The following is a 16,859-nucleotide window of genomic DNA, read 5'->3' on the forward strand; positions in this document are numbered from 1 at the left end:
TTTAGTACTATACTTATTTTAAAATAAAAGTTTTAAAATAAAAGACGCTAGTAAAAAATATGAAAGGTATTGTTTTTGTAAAGTTTAATGAATTTATCGAAGAGCTCTGGGGAGATGAATTTTGGGATACTTTACTTAATAAAGCGAATTTAAAAAGTGAAGGTATCTATACCACTGTAGAAACTTATGACGACCAAGAATTATTTACCCTCATAGATATTGTGGTAGATGAAAAGAATATTTCTTCAAAAGAGGTCCAGTTTCACTTTGGAAAATGGGTATTTAAGGAGTTTTATAATTTAGCTCCTGCTGGTGCACATGATTTTAAAGATGTTTTTCAATTTTTACATGCTGTTCAAAACATTATTCATGTTGAAGTTAAAAAGCTCAATCCAGATGCTCTACTTCCTGAATTCGAATTTTTGAATGAAACAACTAACACCTTATCATTTCATTATCGTTCTCCCCGTAAATTATGTTTTTTTTGCGAAGGCATTGTACATGGCTTAGCTGAACATATAGGACAAAAAATAGAAGTATCTCAATCTAAGTGTGAGCACGAAGGTAATGATCGTTGTGTGATGGAGGTTGTGAAAGTTTGACGTTATCTACTGAAGAATTACAAAAACGCATCTCTATTCTCGAGCGTAAAGTCAGTAGAGAGAAAAAAGCACGTCAATTAGCTGAAAATCAACTCGAAAAATATTCTTTAGATATATATGAAGCAAACCAATCACTAAAAAATGCTCTTATTTCTTCTACACAAAAACAAGTTGAATTAAGATATTTAGAACAAACATCAAGTGATATAGCATCTGAAATATCCCTCAATAATATGCTTTCTAATATAGTGATGTTAACTGGAAAGTTTTGCTCTGCCCATTATGGTTTTTTTATGACCTATGAAAATAGTAAAGAAATCCCAGGAGAGTCTAATAAAACATGGTATTTAGAAGAAGGTTACCTAGAAAATAATCAACTTAAAGAGTCCATTAAAAATAGCTTACCGTTAGCTGAAGAAATCATACTAGAATCTTGGATCTTATCTAAGGTCGAGATAAACCATCTTAAAGACTCTTCTTTAATCAATTCAATTCTTTATACAAACGTAGCATTGTCTGATAACAAAATGGTCTGGTTATGTTTCTTAAGTGAGGAAACTCACTTTAAAGAAGAAATATTACCCGTATTAAATACTGCTCGAGAATATTTAATCAGTGGTATTCGTCGATGTTTATCTGACAGTAAAATACTTAAAAAGAATAAACAACTGCAAGAGTCGTTAAATCATCTTGAAAAGGTTCGTCGACAACTTATTCAATCAGAAAAAATGGCTTCACTAGGACAATTAGCCGCAGGTGTTGCTCATGAAATAAATAACCCCATTGCTTTTATTCGTTCAAACATGGAAGTACTCGTAGATTACCTTAATGATTACAAAAATCTAAATACGGAAATAAAATCCAATTTCAGCTCAGATAACATATTAAAAGCGTCTGTTTTTGAAGACATATGTGAAAAAATCGACCTTAACTATTTAGAAGAAGACTCAAATGAACTGCTTCAATCTAATATTGAAGGTTTAGATAGAGTAAGAGAAATAGTAGATAATTTGAAGGGATTTTCTCATTCAGGTGATGAGATATTAGTCGAAATGTCGTTAAGAAAATGTATTATTTCAGCTCATAAAATTGCTGGAAACATGTTTAAGTACGATCATAAAGTTGATAATAAAGTCGACAGCGCTTGTCCTTCAATATTAGGGAATACCGGTCAATTGCAGCAGGTTTTTGTTAATTTATTTGTTAACGCAGCGCATGCAATGGAAGGTAAAGGTAAGCTTACAATAGATTATAGTATCTGTAATGAGGGCGTTATTATTCATGTTACTGATACAGGAAGTGGTATGGACAAAGAAACAATAGACCAACTGTTCACTCCTTTTTTTACCACTAAGCCTATAGGTATAGGTACGGGTTTAGGTTTGTCTGTTTCCTATGCTATTTTAGAAGCTCATGATGCTAAAGTTACCGTTGACTCTACCCTTAATGTTGGTACTACATTTCATATATTATTTCCAACATTTAACTAATTTATACTTTATTTTTCTTCAATAACCTTAATATTACAATAATTTTTATTTGTAAGTTAGCCTATTCTATCAAACACTTAAACTTTAAACACGTACATTTTCTAAAGCGTTTTCTATTGTTTTTATTATTTCTTTATTATCCCAAGGTTTTGATATATATCGATGAATTTTTCCTTTATTTCCAGCCACTATCGTTGATTTTATATCTGAATACCCCGTTAATAAAACACGGTAAGTATCAGGTGAAAGTGTCGCTATATTTTCCAGTAACTTATCACCTGACATATTAGGCATTCTCATATCAGATATCACTAAGTGAACTTTTTGTTGTTGTATAATTTCTAATGCTTTTAAACCGCTTTCGGCTAATAATAATTGATAACCTTGCTTGTGCAACAAGCGTTTCATTGATTTAAGTATATTTACTTCATCATCTACACAAAGCACTGTGAGAGGTATATTAGAGGCTATATTTTCACTAATCATAACTACCTTCCTCAATAACCTGTTCGTTAATCTTTGCAATAGGGAGAAAGATGCTAAAATGACTTCCTTTATTTAGCTCACTAGTAACAGATATCTTACCTCCGTGCTCTTGAATAATGCCGTAAGAAATCGACAATCCTAAACCAGTTCCTAGACCTACGTCTTTTGTTGTAAAAAATGGGTCAAATAGCTTATTTAAGTTATCTGGTGATATCCCCATTCCATCATCTTCAATAGAAATTAACACATAGTCGTTTTTTAACTCGGTTGAGATAGTTATCTGGCCTTGTTCCGTAATTGCATGCCCTGCATTAATAAGTAAGTTTGTTAAAACTTGACTTATTTTACCGAAATTCATCCATACTTTAGGTAAAGTGCCTAAATGGGTATCTATATTGCAATGATATTTAAGTTTATTCTCTACGACTCTTAGCGAGGTAGATATGCATTCATTAACATCAAACCATTCTTTATCGTCTGAATCTGCCCGAGAGAATTGTTTAAGATTTTTAACGATTTCAGTCACACGTTCTAAGCCCCCGATAGACTCATTTAAAAGATCGCTAGTATCATCATTAATAAATGATAGATCTTCTTTATCTAACCATTGTGATAATTTATTTTGCGATAAATCTCTACTTTCCAGATCATCAATCAATAATAATTCTTCCACCTTTTGACTTAATTGGCGATAAGAATCTGTGTATCCTTTTAATGACTCCAAATTGCTACTTATAAAACCAATGGGGTTATTAATTTCATGAGCAACACCTGCGGCAAGTTGCCCTATTGATGCCATTTTTTCCGATTGAACAAGTTGTTGCTGTGTTTGATGTAGTTCTTTATTAATTTGCTCTAGTTGAATATTTCGTTCATTGAGCAACGTTGTTCGCTGCTCTACTTTTTCTTCTAAAGTCCGATTCAGTAATTCGAGTTCTTTTTGATATATTTCTTTACGCGTACTTTCAGTATCTATTGTTACCATTAATTTATTGAAAGCGACTGTCACATCAGCCAATTCATCTTTACCATTTACAGGTAATTGATTATGAATAGTATTTCCACTTTCCACATTATCCGATATTTCTCTTGCTGCTATACGTAAACGGTGTAGTTGACTTGTTAAGTAGTTACCTAATATAAAAGAAAATAGTGCAACCAGTGCCATTTCTATTAAGGCAATACCTGTCGTCCACTGCTGAATTTTTTCAACCGATTTGTTTATGTTGCTAATATCGAGGCCAAGCTCAACTCGCCCATACACATGTTCAGATTCATTTATATTGGCAAAGTTATCGAAAACACCATCAGTTACGGCGCCCACCTTTTCATCTTGTATAAATGGACGTGACAATAATGTTTCATCACCTGCTTGCGCTAATACTTGGTTTTCACTATTTACTAACCTCACATAGACAATATCAGGGTTCTTCATTAACTCTATACAATAGGTTTCTAATGAGGCTAAGTCGTATGTTAATACCGAGTTTTTTGTTGTACTCGCAAATAAAGTGGCAATGGTAGATGAACGTTTAACTAAATCATCACTTAACGTATCACGCATAAAATTCACCGCAGTAAAGATTAAAATAATCAATAGCGCGGCTTCTATTCCTGCAATGCTTACTATTGCTTTATTACGTAATGATAAGTTGATCATATTGTTTACTCTTTTTCCTGGTTTATTGATATTTGAGTTTGAATATGTAGTGATCTAACATCGTCCCAGTCTTTATTTACTGCAGCTTCAAAGCCTTTAAAGTTAATATGCTTCAATAAAGCCATTCCTTCCTCTGTGTCATTCATATTCATTAAAGAGGCTAATATTTTTTCACGATAGCCGTTATCTACTCTTGGGTGGGTAGCAATGGCATGCGATGTATATTTTTCACTTTGCCAAATAGTTACTAAGGTAGACTTTATTTCTTCTGGCATATTATTAAGGGTACGTTCTATCCCTCCTCCAGCAAGAAAAAAACCTTTTGATACGTTTAGATAAACAGAATCATGAGAAGATACATACATAGACGTGAACGTTATGCCTAATTTATTAAGTTCAGCTTGAGGTAAAATAGTAGCGGCAAAAGATGCAGGGGCAGGAAACGCTAAACGACTTCCTTCAAGATCATTAATTGTTTTAATATCACCATTAGCTCTAGCAACGATAACGCCTTTAATGGTTTTATCAGTTTGTTTTGCTATTGCGTTGTAGCCTGTTGTTTTATTAAATACCACATAATGATATGGATTCATGTAAGCAATATCATACTCACCCGACTTGAGACGTTTCTCAAAAGTAGGTATATCTTTAGCCGTACTAAATACAATATTAATGCCCGTTTCTTGGCTAATATGTTGTAAAACAGGTGTCCATAAAGCGGCTAAACGCTTTGCTGATTGTTGAGGTACTACACCAAAAGTTAACGTGTTCTCTTGTGCTTGCACTCCAAAAGGAAGACTAATTAATAGTCCCAAAAAAAACATGACTTTATACATAATAACACCTCATTTCTTTATATTATTAGTGAGTTAATTTGTTAACTAAACTTAGTAACTCATCATTTTTAAATGGCTTTGAAAGCACAGCATCTGCGCCTAACGCTAACGCTTCATCAAGACGGTCTTGTGTTAATGCTGAAATAACCAAAACTTTTAAATCTTTAAATTGATCTTCAGCTCTTAAATGTTTCAACAGTTCAAAGCCATTCAATCCCGGCATCGTTAAATCTAAGGTCATTAAAGCTGGTTTATGTTCCATTAATTTACTACCAGCTAAAAAACCATTACTTGCTGTGTCGCATGTAAAACCGCCTTTCTTCAGTACTCGCTTTATCGCATTTGCCATATTTTCTTCATCATCTACTATTAAAATAGTTTTATTTTTTGATAAAAGCTCAGCGGGTACAGGCATTTTATTTTCTTTTAAGAAAGCAACAAAATTATCTACAGTAACTCTGTTGTTTCCTCTTCCTGGAAGCTTGTAACCTTGTAAGCTGCCTTTATCAATCCAACGAATAACGGTGCGTAAATTCACATCACAATATTGTGCAATGTCACCTGTAGTTAGAGATTTAACTTTTGTCATAATTGTTCTTCCTGAATAAGATTGTATATTTATATCATAAATTAGACATACAAGACATATGTGACTAATATACTATACACGACATTTGTGACATTTAGTACTTTTAAACTAGCAGATTGATTTCTATCAAAATATTTTTTAATCACTATGTGAGTGATAAAAATTTTTTACTGATTAGCCCTTTTACAAAAAGGTAAATTGAAAATGACAAAGTTTTATATGTTTATAGTCTTGTGCACATTAATGACTCATAACGGCCAAGCAACAGAAATTAATGCCAGTGTTTTACTAAGGTATGAAAACGAAACAAATCAAATTAATCTAACGCCACGCAAAAGGATCAGAGCGATTGCTGCTATTGGTCTTACAAGCCAAATCAATGAAAATTGGTCATTCTCGGCTCAAGCTCGAACGGGGCTAAAAAACAAACAGAATGTTCCTGCTATTACCCTGTATCAAATAACAGACCAAGCTGAGGGTGATAAAGATATTTACCTTTCTCGTTTTTATGCAAAAGCTCAATTTGACAAAGTAACTTTATTTGTAGGTAAAATCCCATGGAAAACTCAACAAGTAACAGACTTATTTTGGGACAGAGACTTAAACCCTATTGGTATCCATGTAGATTATAATATTGGTTCTGATCAGCGTTTTAAATTTGCTACTTTTAAACCTCTCGATGGTGCTAGTAATACTATTGGGCATATGTCTATTCTTCAATATCAAAAAGAAATTCCAACAAACTTAGGGCAACTTACTTTATCGCCTTGGTTGGTAGATTACCGTGGTGAAGACAATGCAACTTATGCCAAGAAAGATACCCAATTTGATAATCAATTTGTTCGTTTATCAATGGCATTAAAACAAGGAAAATGGCAATTAGGTACAGATATTGGATCGTCTATAAAAAACATTCCTACCGAATTTAGTGATGAATTTTCAAATCAAAAACTTAGCTATACAGTTGAACTTAAATATGGTGGTTTAAAAAATGTGGGCAGTTATTTAACACAATTAAAATATTTAAATGTTGAACGGTTTTCGGTAATAACTGAATTTGCACAAAACGCTTCGAGTCGATTCGCAACAAGTAATTTTAAAGCTTGGGATTTAAGGATTCGCCATAAATTAACAAAAAAATTATGGGTAGGTGGTCGCTTGTCTAAAACACAACGTTTAATTGGAACACCTGAACAGAGTGTACGATTCAGGTTAGAAACAAAATATACCTTTTAAGTGGTATGAATAGAACGAGATGACGGTAAAAAAATTATTACGTTAAGTGGTGGAAAATATCTAGTATCAGTGCCGCCTAATCGCATTTAGCTAATCCAATCAATTACATTTAACTCTGTCACAACAAATTGAGATTAAAATAGATGTCATCTTGGAATATTTTGAATACAGCTAACGCACTCTTTTGCCACAAAGCAGACCCTTTTCATGAACTAAATCCATCTTTTTTAATGATCACTTTGATACGAAATCTAACGTTCCAAAAATTTAAAAAGATGAGTCTATTGAAGATAACTTTTTGACAATAAACAGTTAAGCTTGAATTGTTTTTTTTGCGTAACACGCCAGTCGTATTTGATCAGAAATATGGTTCATATAGGGAGGTGACGTTTATAAATTTTTTTATAATTATTACTGATTTTATATACAGACCATCATATATCCTTCTTTCCACAAGTATGCAGTTAACACCTAACGAAAAGATGAATGACAGGTTTTCATTTGTAATTATAAACAATTGATTAATATTCAAAATTAAATTATTGTGGATTACAATTATTAAACCAAAATGATGTTAACTTCGTTGTAGAAACACGGGTGTTAGCCTCATATTAAACTGTTAGCAGTCTTATTCAATTTGTATAAATCAAGGGTTGGTTTTTAGTGAAAAGGTTTCACGTTTCACTTAACCTCTCCCTACTTAAACTTAACTAATCGTTAATATCGTAGTGTTCTTTTCTTGGTGTTAATTTTTGAGTAAAGTGTATTAAATAGCGTTAGTTGTAATATTAAAAAGTTATAGCGGTAAACCGCCAAAGCTTATCTTACACTGCTAACAAGGCAAAGCAGCAGGACTAAAAACAGCTGGCCGTTGCTCGTGCCTCGCCATTTTGGCCAACAATTTTTAGCCTCTGTTTGGGGCGTTAGCAGTCTTATTCAGTTTGTATAAATCAGGGATTGGTTTTTAGTAAAAAGGTTTTACGTTTCTATTTACCTCTCCCTAATTAAAATTTACTTAACGTTAATATCATAGTGTTGTTTTCTTGGTGTTAATTTTTAAGTAAAGTGTATTTAAATAGCGTTAGTTGTATTATTAGAAAGTTATAGCGGTAAACCGCCAACGTTTATCTTCCACGGCTAACAAGGCATTGCAAAGGACTAAAAACAGCTAGCTATTGCTCGTGCCTCGCTATTTTAGCCATCAATTTTTAGCCTCTGAATGAGGCGTTATATTTTTAGGAGAGTTTAGTGTCATCTGAAAAAATTAAAATTTGTATAAAGCAATTACCTGCTCTAACTGATTTTGGTGTTGGAATTTATGCCAATGGAAAAGGGTTATCTACTTCTGAAAAAGAAATTCAATTTAAAGAAGAACAACTCAAATTAATTAATAGTGTCGATTCATTTAATAAAACTTGTAAGTGGCTGTGTGATATACAACAAATAAAAAGTATTAACACTCGACGAACTAGCAATGGCCTAAAGCATCTTGCAGAACGAGATATTGGCTATATTACTAATGGGGTTTTTATAGCCGCAGCAATTCATTGTGGCTTCAAGTTTAAAATAGATAGTAATAGCCCTAATGTAAGCTTCAATATTTCAGAAAAGTCATTGAAATTAATTGAAAAAATATAACAAGTTGCTCAAAAGGACAAAAAACAGTTTGCTGTTTTTCGTACCTCAAACATTTTAGCAAACAATTTTTTGCCTCTTAGCAAGGCGTTATATTTCAAAGGAGGTTCTGTGAAAATTTTAATTGTATCGCTCTGTTCATTATTTTTATTTTCTTGTGCTACTCCACTTGAAGATCCTCGCATTCAGAAAGAAAAATATACAGATGCACAATCTGAAAATATTTTGGATGTTGTTAATAAGCAAGATGAAGAAAAACAACTTTGTATCGATAAGTTCTTAGGTAAATATTCTGATAAGGTTTTAAAACATTGTCAGTTTGCGGGTTACGCTGAAAATATTGGTGGAGGTTGTTACCATATTGCAGGCTATGCTGTTCATACCGCCGTTTTAGAAAAAGCATTGCTATCGTGTAAAATTGAAATATAACAAATAAGAATAGGTGTCGCGCAGCCGACACCTTATTCAGGTGTTGGACAAGCCCGGAGTCTGCTTTATATAGTCAATAGCGATTGATTTGCTGAAGGGGTTGCGATCAGTTGCCTGATTTCAACGCGCACGAGGCTAAAGCGAGAAATAGCGTACTTTTTCGCCGGTTCATTCTTTACTGTTTCATCGGTTGTTTTCTCTCCTATTGATTAGCGCTTTGCCCTTGCCATTATCCTTATTATATTCACCTTTCGGCTAGGGTATTCGTGTGACGCCTGTACAGTGCATTTTATGTTGACAGCAGGGGCATATTTTACTCGCTCGTAGTGAGGTGGTTTCTTTTGTCGTGTTGAGCCAATCGCTTACCGGTAATAAGAGCAGTTGGATAATCAGCCGTAACTTTTTAGCCCCTGAAGATAACAATCCATAGTCACGCACCCGTTGTAAGCCCTTGGGTAACACATGTTGCAGTATCAGCATTAAGAACTTGAGCGTTGGCAGTGTGCGATGTGTAGTTTTGTTCGTTGCACTGTCGGTATAGCGAAAGGTGACCGTGCGCTGGTCATAATGAATGATGTCTTTATCCGGTAATACGCCGCGATATAAATACCGCGATAGGTATTTTAAGGCGGGTAAACCTTGACCGACGTTTTTACAATCAACGACCCATTTTTTGGGCATCATCTTGATATTATCGACTGAAAGCTCAGGATGCTTTTTAATGGCCTCGAACACGCGTGCTCGCCAGACGTTGGCGAGTGCAAATTCATTAAACAAGTAGCCTTTCTTGCCTTTACGCCATTGCTTTCGCGCGGGGTCATAACCGCCATTGGGCACAATAATGTGTAAATGGGGATGTAACGCTCGTCGTCGACTGTGGGTATGCAGTACCGAGGTAAAGCCTATGTCGCCTAGCTCTTGGCGGCTAGCAAAGTCTTTTAAAATGCTTGAGGTAACAGAAAACATCAGTTTGAACATGGCCTTGGGGCGCCTTCTTACCAAGGCTCTTAACTCAAAAGGTAAGGTGAATGTCACCATAAAATACTCAACCGGCAACAGCTTTGCCTGTTGTCTGGCCAACCATTGTGAGGTGGTATTTTGTTGACACTGCGGGCAGTGTCGATGACCACACGAGAGCGGCGAGCGGTCATGGTGCTGGCAATGCTCACAGGCCCAAAGCGATTGTCGCTGCTGAGGTGTTTTACACATCATCATGGCATACATGGCCCTGCGCATATCGGGTGATAATTCCCTGCTATACTCAGCGTCAAGGGCTTGGTGATGTTGGCGGAGTAAATCGACAAAGGTACTCATGTTTCAGACCATGTGATGTTGAGTTTATCGGTGAGTTTGTTTATCGCGTGTGACATATCACGCTGTTTTACTTTGGTGAGCTGTGTGTAGCGTGCCGTGGTGTTAAGATTGGCGTGTCCAAGCAATTGCTGCAAAGAACGCAAATCAAGCCCTTGCTCTAACAGATGTGTTGCAAAGCAATGACGCAGTGAATGTGGACTAATACGCTTATGAATACCGCAATCTTGCAACACACGTTTCAAGGCTTTTTGCACACTGCCTTTATCCATAGGTGTTTGTATTTCAGCTTGGGATTTTGCTTGCGTACTTGGAAATATCAACGTTGGATGGCGGTGTGTTTTCCAATAACGTCGCAGTGCGATAAGTGTGGGGTCAGGGATGGGCACCATGCGGTCTTTTTCCGCCTTTACCGTCTCGCACATGCACCAACATGGTGGCTTTATCGATATCATGAATGGTTAAATTGAGCCCTTCACTTAAGCGTAATCCCATTGAATAGAGCGTCATAAAAAACACTTGATAACGTAACTGCTTGGTTTGATTAATGACCTCACTGATTTGAGTGGGGGTTAATATATCGGAGATGCGTTTTACTTGTGGCGGTTTGACGATAGCGAGCCACTCCCACTGTTTATTGAGGGTGTAGCGGTAAAAGAATTGCAACCCGTTCCGGTCAATTTTAACGGTACTCCAAGAGTGGGTTTGAATGAGACTGTTGAAATATTGTTTGAGTTCATTGATACAAAGGCTGTCAGGCGATTTATCAAAAAAGGCAGTAATACGGCGTACAGCGCGCGCATAACCGTCGATGGTTGAAGGGCGTTTACCTTGCAGTCTTAAGTTGATAAGATGTTGTTCATAAAGATAATTGTAGCGTTGTTGTTGTGATGTATTCATGGGGTTACTCCAATAACGCATCGTCGAAATGACCATGCTATTATTGAGTATGGAAGGTTGTTTAAAAGTTACTCTGCCGCAGAGCGGCTTCGTTCAACAACACACTCTAAGGTGGATATGATCCTCCTCCGATAAAACAGACACTAAAAGCTAACTTCAGCTTTTAGCTACAAGCTAAAGTCTGAATTAGCACGATTAGCTTCTGCTAAGCGCACAAAGTGATCATCTTTATTCGAGGTAAACTTAATATTATAGAGTGCTCACAGTAAATGTTAATAAGTGACAGTTTTAGATGATAATGACGGGCAGTTCTGATGCCATTAGGTGGCACAGCTGATGTAATCGTGCAGTGGGAGCTTTTATTAAAAAACTAATAACTCAGAAAATATAGATGGATATTCGCTGAGTATATTATTTAATTAGCCCTAGGCTGTTCTATTTATTTTCAAACGCATTAAGAATTTCACTCGCTGAAGCAGACCAAACTTGAGACTTGCTCATTAATTTTTCAAGCAAATTTTCTAACTTAGCAATACGATGAGGTTGTCCTAATAACCAAGGATGAATGTTTAACGCTAATATTCTACCGCCTGAGGTTTCAGCTTCTTTAATTAATAAATCACACGCATCTTCAATTTGTTCAATGTAAGATTGCTCTGAATGTAAGTTGTTCATTAATATGAACTGATCATCTAACTCATTCGATAAAGGCATTGCGACAAGTGGACCATTTTCAGTATTAAAACTATACGGCATGTCGTCGTTCACCCAATCACAAAAGTAACGTACGTTATTCTGTTTAAGCAGTTCAGGAGTAATCGAACTTTCATTACGCGCAGGACTTAACCAACCTTTTACCTTTTGACCACTGAGTTCACGTAATCTATCTAACGATTTACTTACTAATTCAGCTTCTTCACCTTCTGCTAAACCATCGTGATGCAATGCATCCATATGGTAGCCATGACAAATAATTTCATCGCCACGTTCTACAACTTTCTTTAATAGGTAAGGATATTTTTCAGCTAAACGTGTGTTCATCGCAATTGTAGGTTTAATACCAAAACGATCAAAAGCTTTAAAGAAACGATAAATGCCGACTCGGTTGCCATAATCACGTAACGAATAATGACGTAAATCAGGATAAGGCATTGTCATGCCGCCAGGTACTTTAAAAGGAATACCCTTTTGATCTAACGGGAAGTATTGCAAACTCACGTTAACCCATAAAGCTAACGATTTTCCATCAGGCCAATTCACTTTAGGGCGATCTTCTAACATGCTCCAGCTATAACGGTCGTGGTCCATTCCATACTGACGCTTTGAGTATTCTAAATATTCTTTATCAAGTGCCATTATTTTGCTCCCACTATTTTACTCGCGATATCATCATTTACCGTATCGTAATGATTATCTAAAAAGTGCTGTGCTATTTCTTTACCCGTAGTTATCCAAACATCACTATGACCTGTAATGTATTCAAGGGCTTCTTCAAACGCGCGTAAACGATGCGGACAACTCACTTGATAGTTATGCGTAGGAATACACATGATGGTGCCTGATTCTGCACCTTCTTGATAAAGTCTGTCGAAGTTGTCTTTGATCATTTGACCGTATCGACGAGGTTCAACTTTATTCACAACATAGGCGATGGTGTCGTTCATTTCTAACGAATAAGGAATAGAAACAAAACGTTTACCACTGCGTAAATGAATAGGCGTAGGTTGATCATCATGGAATAAGTCACAGGTATAAAACCCTGCGTCATTACCAAATAATTCAGTACCCGCTTCAGCAAATAAATCGAGGGTATATTCAGAGTGTGAAAGTGCAGGAGCTAAGTAACCCGCACATTTTTGACCTGTATGTTTATAAATAGTTTCGATAGAGTCGCGTATCATGTCGCGCTCTTGCTCTTCACTCATGCCATAGGTGTAACGTGTATTGTAAATACCATGACTGAAAAATTCCCAGTTACGTTCTTTACACATGTCTATAATTTCTGGATGGTGATCACATAATGCGGTAGAGAGTGATATTGAACCTCTAATGCCGTATTTTTCTAACAACTGCATTTGACGCGTATGCCCTACTCTATTTCCGTAATCTCTAATAGAATAACCACCAACGGCGGGATAAGGCTGAGGCCAAGCGGCTCGTTGTGGATTAGCTGGAGGATTTAATTCATAAAATTCAATATTAGGTGCTACCCATAACGCAACTCTCGCACCATTAGGCCATTTAATTTTAGGTCGGTTTTCGTAAGGCCAATAGTCGTAGTAACCAGGTTCTTCTTTCATGATTCACTCCTCACTATTTACTTTGTTCAGCTAACCACGAAAGCGCTTCTTGTACGTCAATAACATCAGCATATTTAAGGGCTAAATCTGTTAAATTAGCGTAATGATAACTTTCATGCTTATCAGCTACACATTGCTCTGGAACCATAGTACGGTAACCGCGAGAAAGGCTATCTACAGCAGCAGAACGAATACAGCCAGAAGTAGAGCCGCCCGTTAAAATAACGGTGTCTACTTGGTGCCATACGCATAAACTTTGTAATTGGGTTTCAAAGAAAGGAGAAGGCATTTTTTTACAATAAAAAACGTCTTTTTTTCGGTCTAAAATTAAGCGGTCATCAAGTTCGCTGCGAACACTATCAAACTTGATATTTTGTAGGCTGTCTGGTGTATCGGTGCGTGTGCCCCAAATACCAGCATCTTCACCTGAGTCCATATAAGCAACATTTGTCCAAACAACAGGCCAATCTAATTTACGAAATTCAGCAGCTAATTCGTTTACGTAATCGATTTGTTTGGGATCGCTTTCATAAGCTGTTTTAAATAAATCTGTGCGTGTGTAAGCTTTTTGAATATCAATATTCACCAATATTGCTTTCTTACCAAAACCAAACTTTGCACGTGCCGGATTCGATTTAACATCGAAATAAATTTCTTTAGCTGTTTTAGTGGTTGTTTCCATGTTGTCTCCAGGGATCAATAATTAAATTTATACTTCAGCACAGTAGTTAACTTAAAAGCTGTGATTAAAATAACTATCACAATAAGTTACGCTACCTGCTTACACTATAACAAAGATAAGTCTTTGCTTTAAAAACGCTTGATTGGTCCTGGCTACGTTTATTTACACAGTAAATAAACTATGAATTTTCATCAATGGTCAGGTCCATCTCAAATTGGAATCGTTCTGGGTGATAATAAACTTGCATGTAATCCACTTGCTTTTCGTTACTATCAAACGATTGACGTATCATACTTAGTAAAGGGTCACCAACTTCTGCATCTAAACTTTCTGCTAATACTTCATCAGCAGCGCACGCAGTAAGGGTTTGCTTCATGTGAGTAAAATCTAGGCCTTTTTCTCGGAAAATTTCTAAACGAGGAATAGACTCTAACGTTTGAATACTTGGTTTTTTATCTAAACCAATAGTCCAACTCACGTAATAACCAAAAGGAATGCCATCACGCGATCTTACACGTACAATTTTAATGGCAGTTTCGTTAGGCTCTAACGCTAACTTTTCACGAATGTCTTCAGGCGGCTTTAAAATATCAACCGACAATACACGTACTTTTGTTTGTCGTGCCATACTTTCAATTTCTTGCAAAAGACCAACAAGAGGTGCCTTTACTGAACCCGGTGTATATTTAAAAATAACATGGGTACCTTTACCACGACGGCGCTCAACTAACTTTTCAGCCGCTAGTTCATCCATCGCACGTTTAGAAGTGATACGAGATACATTAAATGCATCAGATAACTGCTGCTCAGTCGGCATAAATGCACCATGAGGCAAAGTGCCATTAAGTATCACTTTCTTAAAAAGACTATAGAGTTGGTGATACAAAGGTGTATGACTATTTGGATCCAGAGATTTTTGCTGTTTTGGGCTAATTAGTTTATCAATTGGGCTCATTTAATATTCATCCTGATTATTAGTTATTATTTCTTACGTTTAATGTATATATTTTATTATTTTTATAAAGATATAACAAATAGATATTATAATGATATAAACTTCATATCAAAATCAATAATAATCATACTCTTACAGGAGACCAAAAATTCAATCATTGTGATTTTTTGGTCATCAGCATCAATGTCTTTTTAAATATTTACCATCCACCTATAGTATAATGATATATAGATATGTCAAATGAATTATATTTAATAATATGCTCGATTTAAGCAAATGTTCAAAAAAAATTATTATTTATTGATAAGTTCACAATTAAACATCATATTCTTTTAGCCAATTACATCCATATACACGCCACACTAACAAGGCGGTTTTAACAGAGTAGTCGATAAATACCGTAGCAAAGATCCACTCTACAGGTGCTTCGAAATGTAATAAAACCATAGCAGCACTAAATCGAATAATAACGTTACCTAACATTACACTTAACATAGGCCAGCGCGTATCACCACTACCCTGCAAAGCCCCAGTTAACACAAAATCTACCGCCATAATAGGTTGAATAATCGCGTAAAATAAAACTAAAATAGACGTGTAATAAGCAACTTCACCTTCGCCCACCATCCAAATAGATATTTCTTCTGCAAAGTATCCGATAACTAATCCGATAGTACTCATAAAAATAACAGAAGTAATAAGTGATGTTCGCAATACTTGCTTAGCCATATATACAGTGCCTGCGCCTATCGCTTGTCCAACCATAACGGCTGTAGCCATTGATAGACCAAAGCCAACAACTAGAGACACTGTGATCAACATAACACTGGCGCCATAAGCAGCAAAAGGAGCTGTGCCGTAGTGAGCAACAACCCATAAGAAAGCAAGTACTGCGACTTGACGAAGTACTTGTTCAAAAATAGCGGGGGAACTGACTTTGAGTAAACCTTTAGTGTTTTTAAATGTCCATTTACCAACGAACATTTCCTTTAATCTCGAACGACTGAGGTACATCATAAATACCAAGCCAAGTACGTTACCAAGAATAGCGGCTAAAGCTAAGCTTCCTGACCAGTGACTAACGGGATTAATATTATATTCAACAAATACATAAGTGATGAATAAAGTGCCAACATTTAACAAAATCCCACTAAGTAAAGGAGTTTTCACAATGCCACAAGCTCGTAACGCGCCAGCTAATATAAAATAAAAACCAATGAGCCAGCCGCAATAAGCAAGCACCTGAATATAACTAATACCTTCTGTAAGTGCCTCACCTTCCATACCTAAAGTTTGCAATAAAAATTCAGGTATCAACCAGAAAACAACGCCAAAAATAAGAGTAGTAATAACGGTAATTAATAACGAGAGACGTATCCAAGCATTAGTTTGTTGATGATTTTTTTCACCATGACTACGAGAAATTAACGCTAATGAACCAACATTTAAACCTAATAAAACTGCCTGAATAATAAAATAAAGACGCTGACCTGCAGTAACGCCTGCAAGTACGTCATGACCTAAAGGCGCAATAATTTTTATAGTTAGAATTCCAACCACAGCAATCATGGCTTGGACACCACCCACAGAAAAAGCTAGAGAAAAGAGTTTTTTTATATCAACTTGGGGCTCAATGGTTTTATTTAATTCTGACATGATGGCTCTGATTTGAATAATCGAGGAAAAGAGTCCTGAAACAAGACGCTAAAATAAAAGATTATTTAATAATGATAAGGATATTCATCTAT

General features: G+C 35.8%; 17 protein-coding genes. 5 read left to right on the plus strand and 12 right to left on the minus strand.

Going from position 1 to position 16,859, the window contains the following annotated elements:
- Positions 1-59: 59 nt before the first annotated feature.
- Together ACPUVN_RS11780 and ACPUVN_RS11785 are read left to right on the plus strand one after the other, a co-directional pair.
- Positions 60-602, plus strand: a complete 543-nt coding sequence (locus ACPUVN_RS11780) for a heme NO-binding domain-containing protein (protein WP_426360138.1) — start codon at positions 60-62, stop codon at positions 600-602.
- Positions 599-2,092, plus strand: coding sequence for a sensor histidine kinase (locus ACPUVN_RS11785; protein ID WP_426369146.1), 1,494 nt, complete (start codon positions 599-601; stop codon positions 2,090-2,092). The genes ACPUVN_RS11780 and ACPUVN_RS11785 overlap by 4 nt, the downstream gene beginning before the upstream one ends.
- Before the next feature lie 84 nt (positions 2,093-2,176).
- Here ACPUVN_RS11785 and ACPUVN_RS11790 read toward each other — a convergent pair whose 3' ends face one another.
- From ACPUVN_RS11790 to ACPUVN_RS11805, 4 genes are read right to left on the minus strand one after another with little or no spacing between them, the layout of a single operon-like run.
- Entirely contained in the window at positions 2,177-2,578 is a 402-nt protein-coding gene (locus ACPUVN_RS11790) for a response regulator (RefSeq protein WP_426360136.1), read from the minus strand.
- Positions 2,571-4,238: an ATP-binding protein gene (locus ACPUVN_RS11795; RefSeq protein WP_426369147.1), complete on the minus strand. Its 1,668-nt coding sequence runs from the start codon at positions 4,236-4,238 to the stop codon at positions 2,571-2,573. The genes ACPUVN_RS11790 and ACPUVN_RS11795 overlap by 8 nt, the downstream gene beginning before the upstream one ends.
- 5 nt (positions 4,239-4,243) lie before the next feature.
- Entirely contained in the window at positions 4,244-5,074 is an 831-nt protein-coding gene (locus ACPUVN_RS11800) for a phosphate/phosphite/phosphonate ABC transporter substrate-binding protein (protein WP_426369148.1), read from the minus strand.
- Positions 5,075-5,099: 25 nt separating this feature from the next.
- Entirely contained in the window at positions 5,100-5,663 is a 564-nt protein-coding gene (locus ACPUVN_RS11805; protein ID WP_426360133.1) for a response regulator, read from the minus strand.
- A 204-nt stretch (positions 5,664-5,867) separates the two neighbouring features.
- Here ACPUVN_RS11805 and ACPUVN_RS11810 point away from each other — a divergent pair, with 204 nt between their 5' ends.
- From ACPUVN_RS11810 to ACPUVN_RS11820, 3 genes are all read left to right on the plus strand, one after another.
- The gene (locus ACPUVN_RS11810; RefSeq protein ID WP_426369149.1) at positions 5,868-6,899 is read left to right on the plus strand and encodes a putative porin; all 1,032 of its coding nucleotides are present in this window, start codon (positions 5,868-5,870) and stop codon (positions 6,897-6,899) included.
- 1,248 nt (positions 6,900-8,147) lie between these two features.
- Positions 8,148-8,537 carry a hypothetical protein gene (locus ACPUVN_RS11815; RefSeq protein ID WP_426369150.1) on the plus strand — a complete coding sequence of 130 codons (390 nt, stop codon included), beginning with the start codon at positions 8,148-8,150 and terminating at the stop codon, positions 8,535-8,537.
- Between the two features lie 108 nt (positions 8,538-8,645).
- Positions 8,646-8,963 (plus strand): hypothetical protein, encoded by a 318-nt coding sequence (locus ACPUVN_RS11820; protein ID WP_426369151.1) that lies wholly within the window; start codon positions 8,646-8,648, stop codon positions 8,961-8,963.
- Between the two features lie 255 nt (positions 8,964-9,218).
- Here ACPUVN_RS11820 and ACPUVN_RS11825 read toward each other — a convergent pair whose 3' ends face one another.
- The 8 genes from ACPUVN_RS11825 to ACPUVN_RS11860 all read right to left on the minus strand — a co-directional run bounded on the left by ACPUVN_RS11825 (position 9,219) and on the right by ACPUVN_RS11860 (position 16,767).
- Entirely contained in the window at positions 9,219-10,277 is a 1,059-nt protein-coding gene (locus ACPUVN_RS11825) for an IS91 family transposase (protein WP_426369152.1), read from the minus strand.
- Positions 10,274-10,666, minus strand: coding sequence for a tyrosine-type recombinase/integrase (locus ACPUVN_RS11830; RefSeq protein WP_426369153.1), 393 nt, complete (start codon positions 10,664-10,666; stop codon positions 10,274-10,276). Before ACPUVN_RS11830 ends, ACPUVN_RS11825 begins: the two co-directional genes overlap by 4 nt.
- Positions 10,650-11,174 (minus strand): tyrosine-type recombinase/integrase, encoded by a 525-nt coding sequence (locus ACPUVN_RS11835; protein ID WP_426369154.1) that lies wholly within the window; start codon positions 11,172-11,174, stop codon positions 10,650-10,652. Before ACPUVN_RS11835 ends, ACPUVN_RS11830 begins: the two co-directional genes overlap by 17 nt.
- Positions 11,175-11,609: 435 nt before the next feature.
- Positions 11,610-12,530: a polysaccharide deacetylase family protein gene (locus tag ACPUVN_RS11840; protein ID WP_426360125.1), complete on the minus strand. Its 921-nt coding sequence runs from the start codon at positions 12,528-12,530 to the stop codon at positions 11,610-11,612.
- Positions 12,530-13,474: a polysaccharide deacetylase family protein gene (locus ACPUVN_RS11845; protein WP_426369155.1), complete on the minus strand. Its 945-nt coding sequence runs from the start codon at positions 13,472-13,474 to the stop codon at positions 12,530-12,532. The genes ACPUVN_RS11840 and ACPUVN_RS11845 overlap by 1 nt, the downstream gene beginning before the upstream one ends.
- A gap of 13 nt (positions 13,475-13,487) precedes the next feature.
- The gene (locus tag ACPUVN_RS11850) at positions 13,488-14,156 is read right to left on the minus strand and encodes an isochorismatase family protein (protein ID WP_426369156.1); all 669 of its coding nucleotides are present in this window, start codon (positions 14,154-14,156) and stop codon (positions 13,488-13,490) included.
- Between the two features lie 178 nt (positions 14,157-14,334).
- Positions 14,335-15,111, minus strand: a complete 777-nt coding sequence (locus ACPUVN_RS11855) for a GntR family transcriptional regulator (protein ID WP_426360122.1) — start codon at positions 15,109-15,111, stop codon at positions 14,335-14,337.
- Between the two features lie 315 nt (positions 15,112-15,426).
- Entirely contained in the window at positions 15,427-16,767 is a 1,341-nt protein-coding gene (locus ACPUVN_RS11860) for an MATE family efflux transporter (RefSeq protein WP_426369157.1), read from the minus strand.
- Positions 16,768-16,859 lie beyond the last annotated feature (92 nt).

Origin of the sequence: Pseudocolwellia antarctica (assembly GCF_049933045.1) — a bacterium.
GTDB lineage: Bacteria > Pseudomonadota > Gammaproteobacteria > Enterobacterales > Alteromonadaceae > Pseudocolwellia.